General features: G+C 66.2%; 19 protein-coding genes. 9 read left to right on the forward strand and 10 right to left on the reverse strand.

The genetic code is table 11. The features are described from left to right. Positions 1–9 precede the first annotated feature (9 nt). From G7079_RS06560 to G7079_RS06580, 5 genes are all read right to left on the reverse strand, one after another. Entirely contained in the window at positions 10–861 is an 852-nt protein-coding gene (locus G7079_RS06560; RefSeq protein WP_166056544.1) for a hypothetical protein, read from the reverse strand. Continuing rightward, positions 858–1,640, reverse strand: coding sequence for a hypothetical protein (locus G7079_RS06565; protein ID WP_166056545.1), 783 nt, complete (start codon positions 1,638–1,640; stop codon positions 858–860). Before G7079_RS06565 ends, G7079_RS06560 begins: the two co-directional genes overlap by 4 nt. Next, positions 1,637–2,386 carry a hypothetical protein gene (locus tag G7079_RS06570; protein ID WP_166056546.1) on the reverse strand — a complete coding sequence of 250 codons (750 nt, stop codon included), beginning with the start codon at positions 2,384–2,386 and terminating at the stop codon, positions 1,637–1,639. Before G7079_RS06570 ends, G7079_RS06565 begins: the two co-directional genes overlap by 4 nt. A 150-nt stretch (positions 2,387–2,536) precedes the next feature. Continuing rightward, positions 2,537–2,944: an HIT domain-containing protein gene (locus G7079_RS06575; protein ID WP_166056547.1), complete on the reverse strand. Its 408-nt coding sequence runs from the start codon at positions 2,942–2,944 to the stop codon at positions 2,537–2,539. Next, positions 2,941–3,609, reverse strand: coding sequence for a dienelactone hydrolase family protein (locus G7079_RS06580; protein ID WP_166056548.1), 669 nt, complete (start codon positions 3,607–3,609; stop codon positions 2,941–2,943). Before G7079_RS06580 ends, G7079_RS06575 begins: the two co-directional genes overlap by 4 nt. Before the next feature lie 66 nt (positions 3,610–3,675). On the opposite strand from G7079_RS06580, the gene rimO reads away from it, so the two are divergent. Beyond that, positions 3,676–5,007 (forward strand): 30S ribosomal protein S12 methylthiotransferase RimO, encoded by a 1,332-nt coding sequence (gene rimO / locus G7079_RS06585; RefSeq protein ID WP_166056549.1) that lies wholly within the window; start codon positions 3,676–3,678, stop codon positions 5,005–5,007. 3 nt (positions 5,008–5,010) lie between these two features. Here rimO and greB read toward each other — a convergent pair whose 3' ends face one another. Genes greB through G7079_RS06600 form a run of 3 tightly spaced genes read right to left on the reverse strand, consistent with a single transcriptional unit; the run spans position 5,011 to position 7,586 of the window. Continuing rightward, the gene (greB, locus tag G7079_RS06590) at positions 5,011–5,514 is read right to left on the reverse strand and encodes a transcription elongation factor GreB (RefSeq protein ID WP_166056550.1); all 504 of its coding nucleotides are present in this window, start codon (positions 5,512–5,514) and stop codon (positions 5,011–5,013) included. A gap of 3 nt (positions 5,515–5,517) precedes the next feature. Further along, positions 5,518–6,012: a copper resistance protein NlpE gene (locus tag G7079_RS06595; RefSeq protein WP_166056551.1), complete on the reverse strand. Its 495-nt coding sequence runs from the start codon at positions 6,010–6,012 to the stop codon at positions 5,518–5,520. Positions 6,013–6,059: 47 nt separating this feature from the next. Next, positions 6,060–7,586, reverse strand: coding sequence for a helicase HerA-like domain-containing protein (locus tag G7079_RS06600; RefSeq protein ID WP_166056552.1), 1,527 nt, complete (start codon positions 7,584–7,586; stop codon positions 6,060–6,062). Positions 7,587–7,740: 154 nt separating this feature from the next. On the opposite strand from G7079_RS06600, the gene G7079_RS06605 reads away from it, so the two are divergent. Next, positions 7,741–9,270: a transglycosylase SLT domain-containing protein gene (locus tag G7079_RS06605; protein ID WP_166056553.1), complete on the forward strand. Its 1,530-nt coding sequence runs from the start codon at positions 7,741–7,743 to the stop codon at positions 9,268–9,270. Positions 9,271–9,372: 102 nt separating this feature from the next. Here G7079_RS06605 and asd read toward each other — a convergent pair whose 3' ends face one another. Continuing rightward, positions 9,373–10,215, reverse strand: coding sequence for an archaetidylserine decarboxylase (gene asd / locus G7079_RS06610; protein WP_166056554.1), 843 nt, complete (start codon positions 10,213–10,215; stop codon positions 9,373–9,375). Beyond that, a complete protein-coding gene (locus G7079_RS06615; RefSeq protein WP_166056555.1) occupies positions 10,212–10,850 on the reverse strand; it encodes an SCO family protein in 639 nt (212 codons plus the stop codon). Before G7079_RS06615 ends, asd begins: the two co-directional genes overlap by 4 nt. 83 nt (positions 10,851–10,933) lie before the next feature. Between G7079_RS06615 and prmB the strand changes: the two genes are divergently transcribed. From prmB to trpB, 7 genes are all read left to right on the forward strand, one after another. Further along, positions 10,934–11,881 (forward strand): 50S ribosomal protein L3 N(5)-glutamine methyltransferase, encoded by a 948-nt coding sequence (gene prmB / locus G7079_RS06620; RefSeq protein WP_166056556.1) that lies wholly within the window; start codon positions 10,934–10,936, stop codon positions 11,879–11,881. Positions 11,882–11,885: 4 nt separating this feature from the next. Further along, complete coding sequence (aroC, locus tag G7079_RS06625; protein WP_166056557.1) at positions 11,886–12,989, forward strand: chorismate synthase; 1,104 nt, start codon at positions 11,886–11,888, stop codon at positions 12,987–12,989. 108 nt (positions 12,990–13,097) lie between these two features. Beyond that, the gene (locus G7079_RS06630) at positions 13,098–14,114 is read left to right on the forward strand and encodes an aspartate-semialdehyde dehydrogenase (RefSeq protein WP_166056558.1); all 1,017 of its coding nucleotides are present in this window, start codon (positions 13,098–13,100) and stop codon (positions 14,112–14,114) included. A gap of 60 nt (positions 14,115–14,174) precedes the next feature. Further along, complete coding sequence (locus G7079_RS06635; protein ID WP_166057864.1) at positions 14,175–16,136, forward strand: FimV/HubP family polar landmark protein; 1,962 nt, start codon at positions 14,175–14,177, stop codon at positions 16,134–16,136. Between the two features lie 17 nt (positions 16,137–16,153). Beyond that, on the forward strand, positions 16,154–16,945 hold the full coding sequence (gene truA / locus G7079_RS06640; RefSeq protein WP_166056559.1) for a tRNA pseudouridine(38-40) synthase TruA: 792 nt from the start codon (positions 16,154–16,156) through the stop codon (positions 16,943–16,945). 7 nt (positions 16,946–16,952) lie between these two features. Further along, a complete protein-coding gene (locus G7079_RS06645; protein WP_166056560.1) occupies positions 16,953–17,654 on the forward strand; it encodes a phosphoribosylanthranilate isomerase in 702 nt (233 codons plus the stop codon). Then, the gene (gene trpB / locus G7079_RS06650; protein WP_166057865.1) at positions 17,605–18,858 is read left to right on the forward strand and encodes a tryptophan synthase subunit beta; all 1,254 of its coding nucleotides are present in this window, start codon (positions 17,605–17,607) and stop codon (positions 18,856–18,858) included. The genes G7079_RS06645 and trpB overlap by 50 nt, the downstream gene beginning before the upstream one ends. Positions 18,859–18,926: the final 68 nt, after the last annotated feature.

The following is an 18,926-nucleotide window of genomic DNA, read 5'->3' on the forward strand; positions in this document are numbered from 1 at the left end:
TCCGCGCGTTCATTTGCCAATCCCCATGCCGGGAGCGCCGATGGAAACCGTGATCTTTCGGTAATCGCGCCAATCCGCGATCGGCAGGCCCCGCGCCGTGCAGAACTGCGCCATGCCGGAATAGTCGGCGCCGGACGGGTGCTTGCCTGATGCGTTGAGAAACAGTTCGACGATGTCGGTTGACGGCGCGTTGCCGGCGTCGGCGATCCTGCGCATGCGCTGCTGGGCGGCGAGCGCCTCGTATCTGCCGAGGAAACGCAGTTCGTTGATGCTGGTCAGCAGATCCGCCCGTACCGCAGGATCGAGCGCGATGGGGTCGCGCATTGTCATCAATCGTCCATTGAGGTGGCGGGCTTCCGCCGTGCTCTCGCGGGCCTGAGCCATGTCGCCGCTGATGCGACCCAGGTAGACCTGGCGCTGCGGCGCGAAGTGGGCGGCGGTACCATCGGCCACCAGCGTGTCCCACACCGGGAATCGATGCGGACGGTTGGGCATGCGCACCACGTACTGCAGCGTGGTATTCGCGGTGTAGACCGGCTGCGGCGTCAGGGTGTCACCGCTGTCCAGCACGTTGCGGCTCAACGCCGCCAGTTGCGCGTCGATGCAGGGCTGGCTGACATAGACTTCCGCTCCCCACAGGAAGGCCCAGGCGATGTCGTCCCGCAGGCGCACCTCGGCATCCTGCACCTTGCTGCGCCAGGTCCAGTCCTGCACTGCTTCGTTGGCGGCGAGCGCGATCACCACGCCGACCACCACGATCAGGATCTCGCTCCAGAACGCGCGCCAACCCATCGAGGGCGAGAAGCGCCGCCAGTGCGAGCGGTGTGCGGAGCTCGCGGACTCCTCCAGCGGCCCACTCATGGCTGCTCCTTGGCGATGGCGCGCAGGTTCTGCATGAGTTCCCGGTTGTTGCTGGTCAAGTCGAACATGCGCGTTTGGAGGTCGGCGATGCGCAGGCGCAGGAAGCGCACGATGTCGGGATTGGAACGCAGCGCGCGCGCCGATTCGGCGATCACCTGCGCGGACAGGCCGGCGCTGCAGGGGTAATCGAGGTTGCCGTGGATGGTTGCGTAGTCGCCGGGCTGGATGACGTGGTCGCCGCAGTTCGTTGCCAGCGCACGCTGCACGTCGTTCGGCAGGCTCATGCGGAAGGCCTCGCGATAGCGCGACTGCATGCCTTCGCGCGTCAGGTTGTCGAAGGTGGCGATGTTGTTGGCCTGGATCGCGGTGTTGCGCAGTGTCTGGTCGCGAATCAGGCCGATGTTGCCGGTCGAGATCAGTTCGTCGTAGGTGGATCCGCGGCGGTTGCGCTGCCGGTATTGGGTGGCGCGGTAAGCGGCGACCAGCAGGGCCTCGTCCGACAGTGGCGCCTTGCCCTCCAGCGCTTCGACCGCCCGGTTCGCGTTGGCCAGCACTTCGCCGTTGTAGGCAAGCGCGAACTGATAGGCCCAGTCCTCCCCGCGCAGGTCGGTCCTCAGGCGTTGGGTAAAGACCTCGCCCTTCAGGCGGTCTTCGCGCTCGGCGTTCCAGTTGCTGACCTGGATGCCGAGGAACACGCCCAGCACCAGCAGCACGAACTCGACGGCGATGGCCGTCCAGTTCTGCTCCTTCAGCGATTGGCTGAGGCGGCGCAGGATCATGGTGCTTCCTCGCGCTCGATTCTTGCGATCATCGCGTTGGCTTCGATGCGCAGTTCGCGCATCAGCTTCAAGTGCCGGTTGGTGTAGAGCCAGTAGTTCCTGGCGGCGGCGAGCAGGCGTGGGTTCCCGGCGAAGGCGTGCACGATTTCGTCCGCCGGCATGTCATCGGCGGGGGACAGGCCGGCTTGCTGCTCCGCATCGATCAAGGCGACCCGGCTTTGCTTCATCTCGGTCTCGAAGACCAGTGCCCCGTCGACCGCCGCGTAATAGGCGCGAATGGCGCGGATCAGCGACGGATCGCGGATCACGCCGATGCCGGCGTTGTCGATCAGGGTGTCGTACGTCAGTCGATTGCCCTTCAATGTGGTCAGGATGAACATGGCGATCCCGATCGACCTTGGATCGCTTGCGTCGTAAGGCGGCACGTTCTCGATCGCGATCCTGCCGCGCGCGGAATCGAAGCCGGTGGGCAAGGCCTTGCCGCTCGCGTTGCGGATCAGGTAACCGAGCGCCGCCATGCGCTGGGTCGAGATACGGGTGATCTCGTCGCTCTCCGCGACATCGCTGCGGATGTCTTCGACCAGACTCGACAGATAGGTCGCTTCCAACGCGCGATCATGGCGCTCGGCATTCCAGTTGGACACCTGGATGCCGAGGAACACGCCCAGCACCAGCAGCACGAATTCGATGCCGATCGCCGTCCAGTCCTGCTTCCGGAAATGCTCGACGGCGCGGCGCAGGATCATGGGATCTGCCTTGCAAGGATGGATTCGGTAGACCTGTGGCGTCGGCTATATCCGTGGTGCCGCGGAATCCATTCCGGTTGCGTCAAACCCTTGATGCAGCGGTCGGCGATCTGCCGACTATTTGAAGGGAGAACGGCGGAAAGCCGGGTTTCAGGCCAAGGCCGCGCCGAGTGCCCGCACGCGCTGGATCAGTTCCTCCGGCGCATACGGCCTGGCATCCGCCGCGCCCCAGACCGGCCGCGGCCAGGCGATATCGGTCTTGTAGCGGGCGATCACGTGCACGTGCAGCTGCGGTACCAGGTTGCCCAGCGCGGCCACGTTGAGCTTGTCCGGCTTGAACAGGGCCTTGAGTGCGTGGCAGGCGGCATCGATCTCGGTGGTGAGCTGGGCGCGTTGGGCCGGATCCAGCTCGATGAATTCCACGATGTCGGCCACCCGCGGCACCAGCACCAGCCAGGGATGGTTGGCATCGTCCATCAAGCGGACTTCGCACAAGGGAAGCTCGATGACGGGCGCAGTGTCGTCCGCGAGTTGCGGGTGCAGGTGCCAGGCGTTCATGAGGTGTGCTCGGCGAGGAAGGCGAGGGTGCGTTCGCGCGCAAGCGCGGCGCTGGCGGCGTGGTAGTGGCGGGGATCGACATCGCGATTGAAGGCGTGGCCGGTATCGGCATACACGAACAGTTGCGCGTCCGGCTGCAATTCGCGGTGGAGCTGGATGTCCTCGGCGCTGATGCTGGGGTCGTGGCCGCCGAAGTGGAATTGCATGGGTGCACGCAGTTCCTCGCCCAGGACGGGCACGGTACGCGCGCCGTAGTAGCTGACCGCCGGCAGGCCGAGCCGGGTATTGGCGAGGAAGGCCAGCGTGCCGCCCCAGCAATAGCCCACCACGCCGGGACGATGGCCGGCTTCGTGCAGCCAGCGGGCGGTAGCCGCGATGACCTGCAGGGCGCGATCGGTGCCGAGTGCGTTGACGAACTCGCGGCCTTGGGCGAAGCCGGCTTCGTCATAGCCCAGCTCGGTGTCCGGCTGCACCGGATCGAACAGCGCCGGCGCCATGGCGACGAAGCCATCAGCGGCAAACCCGTCAGCCACCGCGCGCATATGCGCGTTCACCCCGAAGATTTCCTGCAGCACGATCACCGCGCCACGCGGCGGTTTGTCCGGTTGCGCCAGCCAGGCGCGGACGGGGCCGGCGGCGGTATCGAGCGGAATCCAGCGACCCATGGGCGTGCTCCAGGAGGGCGGTCAGGCCGGGGCGTATAATTTCGCACCTTTTCGCGGTGCCCGTGCATGTCCCTGCAGCAACCCAAAGTCGGATTCGTCAGCCTTGGCTGCCCCAAAGCGCTGGTCGATTCCGAGCGCATCCTCACCCAGCTGCGGGTGGAGGGCTACGACCTGGTGCAAAGCTACGACGATGCCGACGTGGTGGTGGTCAACACCTGCGGCTTCATCGACAGCGCAGTGACCGAATCGCTGGACGCCATCGGCGAGGCGATGGCGGAGAACGGCAAGGTCATCGTCACCGGTTGCCTGGGCAAGCGCAGCGAAGTGATCCGCGAGGCCTATCCGGACGTGCTGTCGATCAGCGGCCCGCAGGACTACGCCAGCGTGATGGACGCGGTGCATACCGCGCTGCCGCCGAAGCACGATCCGTTCATCGACCTGGTGCCGGATTACGGCCTGAAGCTCACGCCGAAGCACTACGCGTATCTGAAGATTTCCGAAGGCTGCAACCACCGCTGCAGCTTCTGCATCATCCCGTCGATGCGCGGCGACCTGGTCTCGCGCCCGGTCGATGAGGTGCTGCGCGAAGCCGAAAAACTGGTGCGTGGCGGGGTGAAGGAGTTGCTGGTGGTCTCGCAGGACACCAGCGCCTACGGCGTGGACCTGAAGTACGCGACGCGGTTGTGGCACAACAACGTCTACCAGACGCGGATGAAGGCGCTGTGCGAGGGGCTGAGCGAGCTCGGTGTGTGGACGCGCCTGCACTACGTGTACCCATACCCGCACGTGGACGAGATCATTCCGCTGATGGCGGAAGGCAAGTTGTTGCCTTACCTCGACATCCCGTTCCAGCACGCCAGCCCGCGCGTGCTGAAGCTGATGAAGCGGCCGGGTGCGGTGGACAAGACGCTGGAGCGCGTGCAGCGCTGGCGTTCGATCAGCCCCGATCTCACCATCCGCAGCACCTTCATCGTCGGCTTCCCCGGCGAGACCGAAGCCGAGTTCGAAGAGCTGCTGGACTTCCTCGACGAAGCGCAGCTGGATCGCGTCGGCGCGTTCGCCTATTCGCCGGTGGACGGCGCCAAGGCCAATGAACTGCCGGATCCGGTGCCGGAAGAGGTGAAGCAGGAACGCCTGGCGCGCTTCATGGAAAGGCAGGCGGCGATCAGCGAAGCGCGGCTGGCGGCCAAGGTGGGCAGCGTGCAGACCTGCATCGTCGATGCCATCGACGGCGACCTCGCCATTGCCCGTTCGATGGCCGATGCGCCGGAGATCGATGGCCTGGTGCAGATCCAGGACGGGCGTGAAGCCGGCCTTGCGCCGGGCGAATTCGTCGGGGTGCGGATCATGGGCAGCGATGAGCACGACCTGTATGGCGAGGTCGAATACAACGACTGAGCCTCAGTCGTTATAGCGAATCTCGAGAATGGCGAAGCGCACCACGCCACCCGGCAGTTGCGCTTCGAATTCGTCGTCTACCCGCTTCTTCAGCATCGCCCGCGCCAGCGGTGCGTCGATGCTGATCCAGCCGCGTTGCGCATCGGTCTCGTCCGGGCCGACGATGCGGTAACGCAGCAGTTCGCCACTTGCGGTGTTTTCAAGTTCGACTTCGGCGCCGAAGAACACCGCGTCACGGTCGGACGGCGCGGCATCGACCACTTTCAGCGCTTCCAGCCGCTTGCTGAGGTAGCGCACGCGGCGGTCGATCCCGCCCAGCTGTTTCTTGCGGTAGGTGTATTCGGCGTTCTCCGAGCGGTCGCCCTCGGCGGCGGCGGCGGCCAGCGCACGCACCACCTCCGGCCGCTGCACGCGCCACAGATCGTCCAGTTCCGCTTTCAGGCGGTCGTGGCCCTCGCGGGTGATCAGTGCGGTGCTGCCCGCGGCGGGCGGGCGCCAGCGCCCCATCGCTCAGCTGCGCTTGAGGCTGTAGTTCAGGCCGCTGTCGATCGGCTTGCCTTCGCCGTCCAGCATGCGCACTTCGGTGGGCGAGACCACTTCCACCCAGCTGTCGCTTTCTTCCTTGCTGGTCGGATCCAGCAGGATGCGCTTGCCATCGGCATCCAGCGTCCAGTTGCCTTCGCTGACGCTGCTGTTCTCGCGTTCCTGGTAGCGCAGGGTTTGCGTGTACTTGCCTTCGGGTGAGAAGGCGATGCTGGCATCGATGCCGGGGCAGTCGGCGCACGGGATGGTGCCGTTGTAGGTGCCGGCGAAGGCCTTGACGTCGAACGTGGGCGAGGCGCTGGCCGGCGAGTTGTGGTCGACTTCGGAAATCACCGCGCTCTTGATCTCTTCGGTAGGCGCGGTGGCGGTCTCAACCGGTGGCGGCGCTTCGGCTTCGCGCTTGCACGCGCTGAGGGCGAATACGGCAAGGCCCGCAAGGGCAATGGTGCGATATCGATTCATCGGAATGGCTCGTCTCTGGAAGTGGATGTATTCGAGAAAGGGCGCGCTCAGCGTTTGCCGCCGAGGATGCTGCCCAGCACGCCGCGCAGCACCTGGGTGCTCAGGCGCCGCGCTTCGTTGCGCGCGACTTGTTGCACGATGCCGTCTCGCTTGCCGCCGCGCGGGCCGGTGGAGCCGAACAGGAAATCATGGAAAAAGCCGCCGACGCTGCCTTCTTGCTGCGGCTGCGGTGCCTGCCCGGCGCCACTGCCGGCGTTGCCAGCGCCGGGATCCGGTGCGTCCGCTTGCGCGTGGCGCTGGGCCAGTTTCTCGGCAGCGGATTCGCGGTCGATGGGCTTGTCGTATTTCCCGCCGACCGGGCTACCGGCGCGCACCTGCGCGCGTTCGGCATCGGTGATTGCGCCCATGCGGCAACGCGGCGGCGCGATCAGGGTCTTTTCCACCGGCATCGGCACGCCTTTTTCCAGCAACATCGACACCAGCGCTTCGCCAACACCGAGCTGGCCGATGGTTTTCGCCACGTCGAGGTCAGGGTTGGTAACGAAGGTCTCGGCGGCGGTCTTCACCGCTTTCTGGTCGCGCGGGGTGAACGCACGCAGCGCGTGCTGCACGCGGTTGCCGAGCTGACCGAGCACGTTGTCGGGCACGTCGTCGGGGAACTGCGAGCAGAAATACACGCCCACGCCCTTGGAGCGGATCAGGCGCACGACCTGTTCGATGCGTTGCTGCAGCGCCGGCGGCGCATCGTCGAACAGCAGGTGCGCCTCGTCGAACACGAACACCAGTTTCGGTTTGTCGAGGTCGCCGACCTCGGGCAGGGTTTCGAACAGTTCAGACAGCAACCACAGCAGGAAGCTGGAATACAGACGCGGCTTCAGGATCAGCTGGTCGGCGGCGAGGATGGAGATCATGCCGCGCCCGTCCTGGGTGGTGCGCATGATGTCGGACAGTTCCAGCGCCGGTTCGGCGAAGAACGCGTTGCCGCCCTGTTGTTCGACCTGCAGCAAGGCGCGCTGGATGGCGCCGATCGACTGAGTGCTGACCAGGCCGTATTGCGTCGAGATGTCCTTGCGGTTCTCGCCGACGTGGCTGAGCAGCGCGCGCAGATCGTCGAGGTCGAGTAGCAGCCAGCCGTTGTCGTCGGCCAACTTGAACACGATTTCGAGCACGCCTTCCTGGGTGTCGTTGAGTTCCAGCATGCGGCCGAGCAGAGTAGGGCCGATCTCGCTCACCGTGCCGCGCACCGGGTGGCCGAGCTTGCCGTACAGATCCCAGAAGATGACCGGGTTCGCTTCGTTGCGGTAATCCTGCACGCCGATCTCGGCGACGCGCTGCAGCAACTTGTCGCTTGGCGTGCCCGCCACCGCCAGTCCGGCCACGTCGCCCTTCACGTCCGCCATGAACACAGGAACGCCCAAGCGCGAGAACCCCTCGGCCAGCGTCATCAGCGTGACCGTCTTGCCGGTGCCGGTGGCGCCCGCGACCAGACCGTGGCGATTGCCGTATTTCGGCAACAGGAACACGTTACCGCTGGTGTCGGTGGTGACGGCTTTGCCTACGAGGATCGGATCCATGCGTCTTCCTGTGTGTAATCGTCCGCGGTTCAAAGTGAATGCGGGATGCGTCGATTCTATGCGATGGCGGCCGCGCTTCCATGACTGGCGGCAGGTTGCCCCGGCACGCGCGCGACGGCTACCCTGCCAGCCCCACGCCGTCACCGAAGTTTCCATGTCCTCTCGCGTTTCCCTGTTCGCCGCACTTGCGGTTGCCTGCATCGCCGCCGTTCCTGCCCCCATTGTCCATGCGCAGTCCAAGCGCGACCTGGCCGCCACGGCGGTCTTGCAGCAGCGCATGGAGGCCGCCGAAAAACACTACCGCGACGCGATGCTGGCGGAGGACGAGGAAGCCGCCGCTACCGCAAGTAATGCGGCTTTGGCCGAAATCAGGGCGGTGGTCGAAGCCTGCGGCAAGCAGCGCGGATGCGCGGTACCGCCCATGCTGGAGACCTACGAGCGTCTGTTGAAGGCCACGCCGCAGCTGGGCGAGGAGGTGTTCGACGAGGACCAGGACCCGATCGACGAAGGCGATTTCACATCCACGAATGTGCCGGATTCGGCCAACGCGTCCTCACTGCTGAGCGATGACGGCCAGCGTTTCGTGCGCATGGTGCAGTTCAACCCGGCGGTGCAGGCCGGCATCCGCCGCTGGCTGACCGACATGCGGCCGTCGCTGATGGACAGCTACGAGAACTACCGCTACATGCAGCACTTGATGTCGCCGGCGTTCAAGCGCCACGGCCTGCCGGAAGCGCTACTGTTCGGGATCATGGCCAAGGAATCCAACGGCAAGGTGCATGCGGGTTCGCGCGCGGGCGCGGTGGGGCCGCTGCAATTCATGCCGGCCACCGGTCGCCGCTTCGGCTTGGGCAATGACGGTACGGGTTTCGATACCCGCTACGACCCGGCCGCCTCGGCCGACGCCGCGGCGCAGTACCTGAGCGAGCGCATGGCTCAGCTGGGCAACAGCATCGAACTGTCGCTGGCCGGCTACAACGGTGGCGAGGGCCGCGCACTGCGCGTGTACCAGGGCAGCGGCGGGCGCAGCTTCTGGAATTACGACGTGTACAACCAGTTCCCGGCGGAGACCAAGGACTACGTGCCGATGGTGATCGCCGCCGCCTGGTTGTTCCTGCACCCGAAGGAATACGGCATCCGCTGGCCGCGGGTCAGCGCCCGCCCGGCGACGATCACGCTGTCGCAACCTGCCTCGATCTACGAACTCACCATCTGCCTGGGCAACTACGGCTCGCGCGACGGCTACATGCGCGCGCTGCGCAATCTCAACCCGCGTTGGGATGCGGACAGCACCATTCCGGCCGGTTCGGCGATCAACGCCACCACCCGCATCGCCTGGCTGTACCGCTTCAACTGCGGCGCCAACAGCAAGCGCGCGCAACTGGCCGAACAGCTGGTGGCCAGCAATGTGCAGTCCGCGCTGGTGCGGATCGGGCCGATGACCACCGCACCCGACGCGGCCGCGGATACCAGCCTCCCCGCGCAGGACGCGCCGCCACCGCCCAAGCCCGCAACGCCGGCAAAGCCGAAAACCTACAAGGTGCAGCGTGGCGAGAACCTGACCGGCATCGCCCGCAAGTTCGATTGCGACCTGGGTGATTTCGCCAAGGCCAACAAGCTGAAGGCACCGAAGTACGCGATCCGCCCGGGGCAGGCGTTGAAGCTGGAAGGCTGCAAGAACTGACGCCTGCCGCCTGCATCGGCGGTGAGCGCCGCGGGCATTCGCTTCGCGCCTCGAAATGGCGCTGCGCTAACGCCCGCGGCACTCACCGCCGATGCGTGATGGTTACAGGCGCATCGCCAGCCGCTGCCCCAACTTCACTGGCGTTTCCGCCCCCAGCTGCGGTGCCAGCTGCGCCGCGCCCTTTGGCAGCAGCACGATCACCGTGCTGCCGTAATTGAAACGGGCCATTTCGGCGAAACGTTCCAGGGTGATGCCCTTGCCGCGATAGTCCTTGCGGGTGATGCGGTCGGCGTAGGCGGGGATTTCGACGCCGCTCCACACGGTTTCCACGCCCGAGACCAGCAGCGCACCGACCATCACCGAGGCCATCGGCCCGAAATCGGTATCGAACAGGCAGACCAGGCGTTCGTTGCGGGCGAACAGGCGCGGCACGGACGCCACCGCATCGGTGCCCACCGAGAACAGCCGGCCGGGGACATGCACGGTTTCGCGCAGGGTGCCGATCCACGGCATGTGCACGCGGTGGTAGTCGCGTGGCGACAGGTACACCGTTGCGAACAGGCCGTCGGCAAAGGGTGCGGCGTCGGCTTCGCTGCCCAGCAGTTCGGTGGCGGTATAGCTCTGGCCCTTGGCCTGGAAGATGCGCCCATCGACGATGCTGCCGCATTGGCTGATATGGCCATCGGCCGGCATCAGCAGTGCATTCGGATCGGGATCGGGCACGCGCGCGCCGGGCTTCAGGGCGCGGGTGAAGAAGGCGTTGAAGCTGGGGTAGGCGCGCGGATCGGGTTCGGCGGCTTCCGACAGGTCCACGCCGAATTTGCGGGTGACGGTATCGATCAGCCATTGCTTGACCGACGGGTTAGTCGAATACGCCAGCGAGCGCGCCAGCGAGGACAGCGCGCGATGCGGCAACACATAGGTGAGGGCGGTCAGCGGGCTCATGGCGTGGCCTTGCTCAGGACGGTCATGTCGGCGGCGATGGCCTTTACGTCGAATGGCGGCTGGATCACCCCGGCCATACGCGCCTGCGGATCGAGCACGACGAAACCAGCGGAGTGGTCGATGCTGTAGTCGTCCGGCTTGCCGCTGGTGCCCGGTACCTTCATGAAGACCAGCGACAGGCCGCGGGCGAATTCCTCCAGCGCCGGCAGTGGAGCGGTGGCGGCAAGCGAATCGGCATGGAACGCGTGCGCGTACTTGCCGGTGAGTGCGGGGCTGTCGCGTTCCGGGTCGGCGGAGATGAACAGCACGCGCGGGCGTGAAGCCTCCGGCATCGCCGCCCATTGCTTCTGTGCGCCGGCCAGCTGCGCCAGCGTGGTCGGGCACACGTCCGGGCAATGGGTGAAGCCCAGGAACACCAGTGTCCAGTGGCCCTTGAGCTCATCCGCGGTCAGCGGCGTGCCGTCCGATTGCTGCAGGGAAAAGGCGGGCAAGGTGCGCGGATTCGGCAGCAGGGTGATGCTGGTCACCTTGGGCTGCGCGCTGGTCACCGGCCCGAAATGACGTTGCGAGGCCCACAGGCCCAGTCCGGCGGCGAGGGCGACGATGACCAGCAGGAGGATGGCGCGTTTCGACATGAGCGATGGCAATGACGGCAGGGCGGCCATGATAACGGCCGGCCACCGCTATACTTCACGGCCTTGCAACGCCCGCGCCCGCCATGTCCGAAGAATTGCAGACGATCATCGACCTGATCCGCTACGGCGCCAGCCGTTTCAACGCGGCGGGCCTGACCTTCGGCCACAGCTACGACAACGCGCTGGACGAGGCCACCCAACTCACCCTGCATGCGCTGCACCTGCCGCACGACCTGTCGCCGGTCTACGGCAACGCGCGTGTCACCGAGGCCGAAAAAGAAGACGTGCTGGGCCTGTTCCTGCGCCGCATCGAGGAACGCATCCCGGCCGCCTACCTGACCGGCGAGGCCTGGTTCGCCGGGCTGAGCTTCAAGTCCGATTCGCGTGCACTGGTGCCGCGTTCGCCGATTGCGGAAATGATCGAGGCCGGTTTCCAGCCCTGGCTGGGCGATCGCGAAGTGCGTCGCGCTCTGGACTTGTGTACCGGCTCGGGCTGCATCGCCATCGCCATGGCGCATTACAACCCGGATTGGCATGTCGATGGCGTGGACATCAGCGACGATGCGCTGGCGCTGTCGCGCGAGAACGAAAAGCGCCTGCATGTCGAGAACGTGCGCTTCGTGAAGTCCGACCTGTTCGCCGGCCTGTCCGGCGAGCACTACGACCTGATCGTCACCAATCCGCCCTATGTCACCAATGACGAGACTGATGCCCTGCCGCGCGAGTATTCGCACGAGCCGGAGCTCGGCTTGCGTGCGGGCGATGATGGCCTGGACCTGGTGCTGAAGATCCTGCGCGATGCGCCGCTGCACCTGGATCGCGATGGCCTGCTGGTTTGCGAAGTCGGCGAGGCCGAACGCGCGCTGGTCAAGCTGCTGCCGGAGCTGCCGCTGGCCTGGGTGGAATTCAAGGTCGGGCAGATGGGGATCTTCGTGGCTGAATGTGTGGATCTCATCGCCCATCACGACCAGATCGCGAAGCTGGCCAGTGCGCGCGAAGCGCCGCGTACGCCACCTGGCGATTTGTTCTGACCCTTTGAACACCTTCGGCCAGCTGCTGCGCGTCACCACCTTCGGCGAATCGCACGGGCCGGCCATCGGCTGCGTCATCGACGGTTGCCCGCCGGGTATCGCCATCGCGGCGGAAGACTTCGCGCACGACCTGGCGCGGCGCGCGACCGGCAAGACCCGCCACACCTCGGCGCGGCACGAAGCCGATGCGGTCGAGATCCTCAGTGGCGTGTACGAAGGCAAGGCCACCGGCACGCCGATCGCCCTGCTGATCCGCAATACCGACGCGCGCAGCAAGGACTACAGCCGCATCGCCGAACAGTTCCGCCCCGGCCATGCGGATTACACCTATTGGCAGAAATACGGCATCCGCGATCCGCGCGGTGGCGGGCGCAGCAGTGCGCGTGAGACCACGATGCGCGTTGCGGCGGCGGTGATCGCCAAGAAATGGCTGGCGGATACGCACGGCGTGTGCGTGCAGGGCTGGATGTCGCAGATCGGCGAGATCGTGCCGCAGGGTTTCGATGCTTCGGTCATCGAAACCAATCCGTTTTTCTGGCCGCACGCGGCGCAGGTCGATGACCTCGAAAGCTACATGGATGCGCTGCGCAAATCCGGCGATTCGGTCGGTGCGCGAGTGACCGTGGTCGCCGATGGCGTGCCGCCGGGCTGGGGCGAGCCGATCTACGGCAAGCTCGATGGCGAACTGGCTGCGGCGATGATGTCGATCAATGCCGTGAAGGGTGTGGAGGTCGGCGACGGCTTCGCATCCGTTGTGCAAAAAGGCAGCGAGCATCGCGACGTGATGACGCCGGGCGGCTTCCTGTCGAATCATGCGGGCGGCATTCTCGGTGGAATTTCCTCCGGGCAGCAGGTGGTGGTCTCGGTGGCGTTCAAGCCGACCTCCAGCCTGCGCCTGCCGGTAGAGGGCCTGGATGCCGATGGCAACGTGGTCGACATCGTCACCACCGGCCGCCACGATCCCTGCGTCGGCATTCGTGCCACGCCCATTTGCGAGGCGATGCTGGCGCTCGTGCTGATGGACCAGGCGTTGCGCCATCGCGCGCAATGCGGCGACGTGGGCGAGGTTTCGCCGCGCATTCCCGCGATCATCGACAAAAAACGATAGCGGCCAGTCGCGCCATCGCCCCCACGGGCCACGACTGCGCCGCAGTGATAGCAGCAAACACATCCATCAGGCAGGCGCGTTGCGCGCCGCAATCAGGACAACCAACAAATGAGCAAGCAATTCAAGGTGGCAGTGGTCGGTGCAACCGGCGCCGTGGGCGAAGTGATGCTGTCGATCCTGGCCGAGCGCGATTTCCCGGCCAGCGAAGTGATCGCCCTGGCCAGCGAGCGTTCCGCCGGCAGCCTGGTCAAGTACGGCAACGACGACATCGTGGTGCAGGACCTGGCCACGTTCGATCCGGCCGGTGTCGATATCGCGCTGTTTTCGGCCGGTGGCGCCACATCGAAGGAATACGCGCCGAAGTTCGCCGCTGCGGGCGCAGTGGTGATCGACAATTCCTCGACCTTCCGCTACGACGACGACGTGCCGCTGGTGGTGAGCGAAGTGAACCCGGAGCAGGTGGGCAACCGCCCGCGCGGGATCATCGCCAACCCGAACTGTTCGACCATGCAGCTGATGGTGGCGCTGAAGCCGATCTACGATGCAGTCGGCATCCAGCGCATCAATGTGGCTACCTACCAGTCGGTGTCCGGTGCCGGGCGTTCCGGGCTGGAGGAACTCGGCATCCAGACCGGCCGCCTGCTGAACTTCCAGGACATCGAACCGAAGAAGTTCCAGGCGCAGATCGCCTTCAACCTGATCCCGCACATCGACGACTTCCAGGACAACGGCTACACCAAGGAAGAAATGAAGCTGGTGTGGGAGACCCGCAAGATCCTCGGCGACGATTCGATCCAGGTGAACCCGACCGCGGTGCGCGTGCCGGTGTTCTACGGCCATTCCGAGGCGGTGAACGTCGAGACCCGCGACAAGCTCAGCGCCGAGCAGGCGCGCGAGCTGTTGGAACGCGCGCCGGGCGTGGAAGTGGTGGATGAGCGCGTGCCGGGCGGCTATCCGACGCCGGTCACCCATGCCTCGGGCACCGATGCTGTATACGTGGGTCGCATCCGCGAGGATTTCTCGCATCCGCATGCGCTGAACCTGTGGATCGTGTCCGACAACATCCGCAAGGGCGCGGCATTGAATGCGGTGCAGATTGCGGAACTCGTTGCCAGCGAAGGCTGAGCACGGCTAGAGTCGGTGCGGGGAAGCAGGGCGGGAGTGCATGTGATCGGCAAATTGCGAATGACGGTGCTGGCTGCGTTGCTGCTGGCAGCGGGCAATGCCGCGGCGCTGGGCCTGGGCCAGATCGAGGTGAAGTCGCGGCTCAACCAGCCGCTGCTGGCCGAAATCCCGATCATCTCCACCACGCCGGGCGAACTGGAAGCGCTGCAGGCGCGGCTGGCCTCGCCGGACACGTTCCGTCGCGTTGGCCTGGCACCGCCCAGCGGCGCCGCCGCCAACCTGCAATTCAGCCTGGGTAGCGATGCGCGTGGCCGCCCGGTGATCCGGGTGACCACGGTGGCGCCGGTCGACCAGGCGGTGTTGAATTTCCTGATCGAGGTGGATTGGGGGCAGGGGCGCCTGGTGCGCGAATACTCGGCATTGGTCGATGCGCCGCGCACCACCAGTGCGCCGGTGCAGCCGCCGATCAGTGCGCCGGTAGTCGCGGCGCCGAACGTGGTACAGCGACCCGTTGAACTTGCGCCGCAGCCTGCGCCGGTCGCCGTACCGCCGCCTGCGCCGACACGTCCGTCACCACTGCCTCCGGTTGCGCAGTCGCCAATGCCGGCCCCGGCTGAGGCGGAACCCGTGCCGTCGCCGATCGCGATCGCCCCGTTGCCGCCAACGATGCCGTCGGCGGCGCGTCCCGCGCCGGTCCCGGCCGCCGCAACGCCACCCGCCGCCGCAGAAGCGCCAGCGCACTATGGGCCGATCAAGCAGGGCGAAACGCTGTCGAAAATCGCAAGCAAGCTTGATCTGCCCGGTGGCTACAGCCTCGACCAGGGCATGTTGGCCTTGCTGCGTGCCAACCCCGATGCCTTCCTTGGCGATGACATCAACCGGCTCAAGCGCGGCGCCGTCCTGCGTGTGCCGGGCGATACCGAACTGGGTCGCATCGGTGCGGACGAGGCGACATTGGTCGTACGCGAGCAGATGCAGCAGTGGCGGCAGGCGCGGCGCGCGGTTGCGCAGCCGACGGCCACTGCGGCCACTGACGGCAAGGCGCCGGCAGTCGCTGCTGCTACAACGGCGGTAGCCAAACCCGCGGCGAAATCTGCAGCAACGGCACCGCGCCGGCAGCAGGCGCAGGCGCGGCTCGAAATCGTGCCGCCATCGGCACCTGGCAAAGCCACGGGAACACGATCCGGCACCAATGCCGGGGGCGAGGGCAGCATGCTCCAACAACAATTGCGGCAGAAAGACGAAGACATCGCTGCGAAAACTTCCGAGATCGGCGATCTGAAAGAACGCGTTGCCGAGCTGGAAAAACTCCAGCAACAACAGCAGCAGTTGCTGACACTGAAAGACAGTGAACTGGCCGCCGCGCAACAGCGCCTGGCCGAGGCGCACAAGACCGCCGCGGCGGCGCCTGCGATGCCGGCCGCAACGACGGCGCAAGCCGCGCAAACTGCCCGGGCACCCGAAACGCCGCAAGCATCGAATACGTTGCCGTGGCTGTGGGGTGGGTTCGCCTTCATCGGCGTGGCATTGCTGGCCTGGTTGTTCGTGCGTCGCAGCAGGTCGGAGACATCGTCGAAGCCGGTCGTGCGGCGTGGCTTCGACAGCGAAGCATTGGCGGCCAGCATGGTGGCACCTACGCTTGATGCCGTGCCGCAGGACGCCATCGTTGCTGTTGCGGACGAGCCGCCTGCGCCTGCGGTCACGGTCGTCGAGTTGGACGCAGTACCGACAAGCCCATCGCCACGCAGCGAAGCGCCGAACTGGCATTCCGGTTGGGTGAAGGCAGAAAAGGCGCTGCCTCCGGCAACGGCCGCGCCGCAGCCGCGCTTCGTTCCGCTGACGGAGGCGGAACCGAGGACGCCGCCACCACAAGCCAGCGCCGAACAACGCATGAAACTGGCCCGCGCCTTCCTCGATATCGGCGACGATCATTCCGCGAAGGAATTGCTGCGCGAAGTGCTGGATGGCCCGGATCCGGCCATGCGCACCGAGGCCGCGCGCCTGCTGCGCGAGCTGGGCTGAGGATCGCGCAGGCAAGCATGCGTCTGGCGCTTGGAGTCGAATACGACGGCGGCGGTTTCTCCGGCTGGCAACGGCTGAGTGCGGCCGGATTACAGTTGCCGGATGGGAGCCTGCAGACGGCGCTGGAGATCGCGTTGTCGAAGGTCGCTGATGCGCGCGTCGACACCGTTTGCGCCGGCCGCACCGATGCCGGCGTGCACGGCCAGTGCCAGGTGGTGCATTTCGATACCGATGCCGTGCGTGATGCGCGCAGCTGGGTGCTGGGTGCCACGGCGAATCTGCCGTCGACCATGGCGGTGCGCTGGTGCGTGCCAGTTGCCGAGGATTTCAACGCGCGTTTTTCGGCGCGTGCGCGTCGCTATCGCTACCGCATCCTGAACCGGGGCACGCGCCCGGGGTTGGAGCGGCAGTACCTCGGCTGGGAGCGCCAGTCGCTGGATGCCGATGCCATGCACGCAGCCGCGCAAGCGCTGCTGGGCGAACGGGATTTTTCCGCGTTCCGCAGCGTGCAATGCCAGGCCACGCATGCGCGCCGCAATTTGCAGGACATCCATGTGCGTCGCGATGGCGGTATGGTGCAGGTCGAGGTGCAGGCGAACGCGTTCCTGCACCACATGGTGCGCAACATCGTGGGGTCGTTGCTGGTGGTGGGCCGTGGCGAGCGCCCGCCTGAATGGATCGGTGAATTGCTGGACAAACGCGACCGCACAATCGCCGGCCCGACCGCGCCCGCATCCGGACTGCTGTTCATCGGCCCGCGCTATCCGCGAGAATGGGGGCTTCCGCAGGAGGTCTGCGGCGACGAGTGACTGCCTGATGGTTCGTCCGCTGTTCCGCACCCGCGTCAAGTTCTGCGGCCTGACCCGCGCCGGCGACGTACGCCTCGCGGGCGAATTGGGCGTGGATGCCGTTGGCTTGATCTTCGCGCAGCGCAGCCCGCGGCGGGTCACGCCGCAAGCCGCGCGTGCCCTGCGCGATGCGATGGCGCCGCTGGTGGACGTGGTGGCGCTGTTCATGGACAACGGTGTCGACGAGGTGCGCGAGGCGATCGCGCACGCGCGGCCGACCCTGCTGCAGTTCCACGGCAGCGAGGACGACGAGTTCTGCCGTCGGTTCGGCCTGCCGTACTTGAAGGGGATCGGTTTGCGCGGCGCGGGAACTGGTGTGAATGGCCGGGTGTTGCACGCGCGTTACCCGCATGCGGCGGGTTTCGTGCTGGATGGTCATGTTGCCGGCGAACCCGGTGGCAGCGGCCAGCGCGTGGATATCGCCGCGATTCCTGCCGACATGAGCAAACCTTTCGTGCTTGCCGGCGGCCTGTCGGCGGATAATGTGTTTGCCGCGGTGCGCGCGGCATCGCCTTGGGGCGTGGATGTGTCCAGCGGCGTCGAGAGTGAACCGGGCATCAAGGACGGCGTGATGATGCGGCGTTTCGTGGAGGAAGTACGGCGTGCCGATTGCATCGAACTTGCCGAGAACAGCGAAGACGTCAGCGAGTGCTACGCCTGTGGCCGTTGAGTCCATTGATTTTCATGCATATCCGGACGCCAACGGCCATTTCGGCCGCTACGGCGGGCGCTTCGTCGCCGAGACCCTGATCGGGCCGCTGGAAGAGCTGGCGGCTGCATACGATGCCGCAAAAGTGGATCCGGCTTTCATCGCCGAATTCGAGGCGGATCTGGCGCATTACGTCGGCCGGCCCAGCCCGATCTACCACGCCGAGCGCCTCAGCCGCGAAGCCGGCGGCGCGCGCATCCTGCTCAAGCGCGAGGACCTGAACCACACCGGCGCGCACAAGATCAACAACACCATCGGCCAGGCCCTGCTGGCCAGCAGGATGGGCAAGACCCGGATCATCGCCGAGACCGGCGCCGGCCAGCACGGCGTGGCCAGTGCCACCGTGGCTGCGCGTCTGGGCCTGGAATGCGTGGTCTACATGGGCGCCACCGACATCGAGCGGCAGAAGATCAACGTCTACCGGATGAAGTTGCTCGGTGCGACGGTGGTGCCGGTCACCAGCGGTTCGGCCACACTGAAGGACGCGCTGAACGAGGCGATGCGCGACTGGGTCACCAACGTGCGCGATACCTTCTACATCATCGGCACCGTGGCCGGCCCGGATCCGTATCCGCGCATGGTGCGCGACTTCAATGCGGTGGTCGGCCGCGAGGCCCGCGCGCAGATGCTGGCCGAATACGGCTGCTTGCCCGATGCGGTCACCGCCTGCGTCGGTGGCGGCAGCAACGCCATCGGCGTGTTCCATGCCTTCCTGAACGACCCGGGCGTGCGCATCGTCGGCGCGGAAGCGGCGGGCGACGGCATCGAGACCGGCCGACATGCATCTTCGCTGGCGGCGGGCCGCCCCGGCGTGCTGCACGGCAACCGCACCTATGTGATCTGCGACGACGACGGCCAGATCATCGAAACCCATTCGGTCTCGGCAGGCCTGGACTATCCCGGCGTCGGCCCCGAGCACGCGTTCCTGAAGGACAGCGGCCGTGCCGAATACGTCGGTGTGACCGACGACGAGGCGCTGGCGGCATTCCACCTGCTGGCGAAGACCGAGGGCATCCTGCCGGCGCTGGAATCCAGTCATGCCATCGCCCAGGCGCTCAAGCTGGCACGGGACATGCCGAACGACGGCATCGTCCTGTGCAACCTGTCCGGGCGCGGCGACAAGGACGTGCACACCATCGCCGGACGCGAAGGCCTCGCTCTGTAATCCGGGCCAGGACGCCCGATCTGGCCTGTGGGCCCGGTTTCGGCGAGAATAACCGGTTCAATCACTTG

Source organism: Thermomonas sp. HDW16, from assembly GCF_011302915.1.
GTDB lineage: Bacteria > Pseudomonadota > Gammaproteobacteria > Xanthomonadales > Xanthomonadaceae > Thermomonas.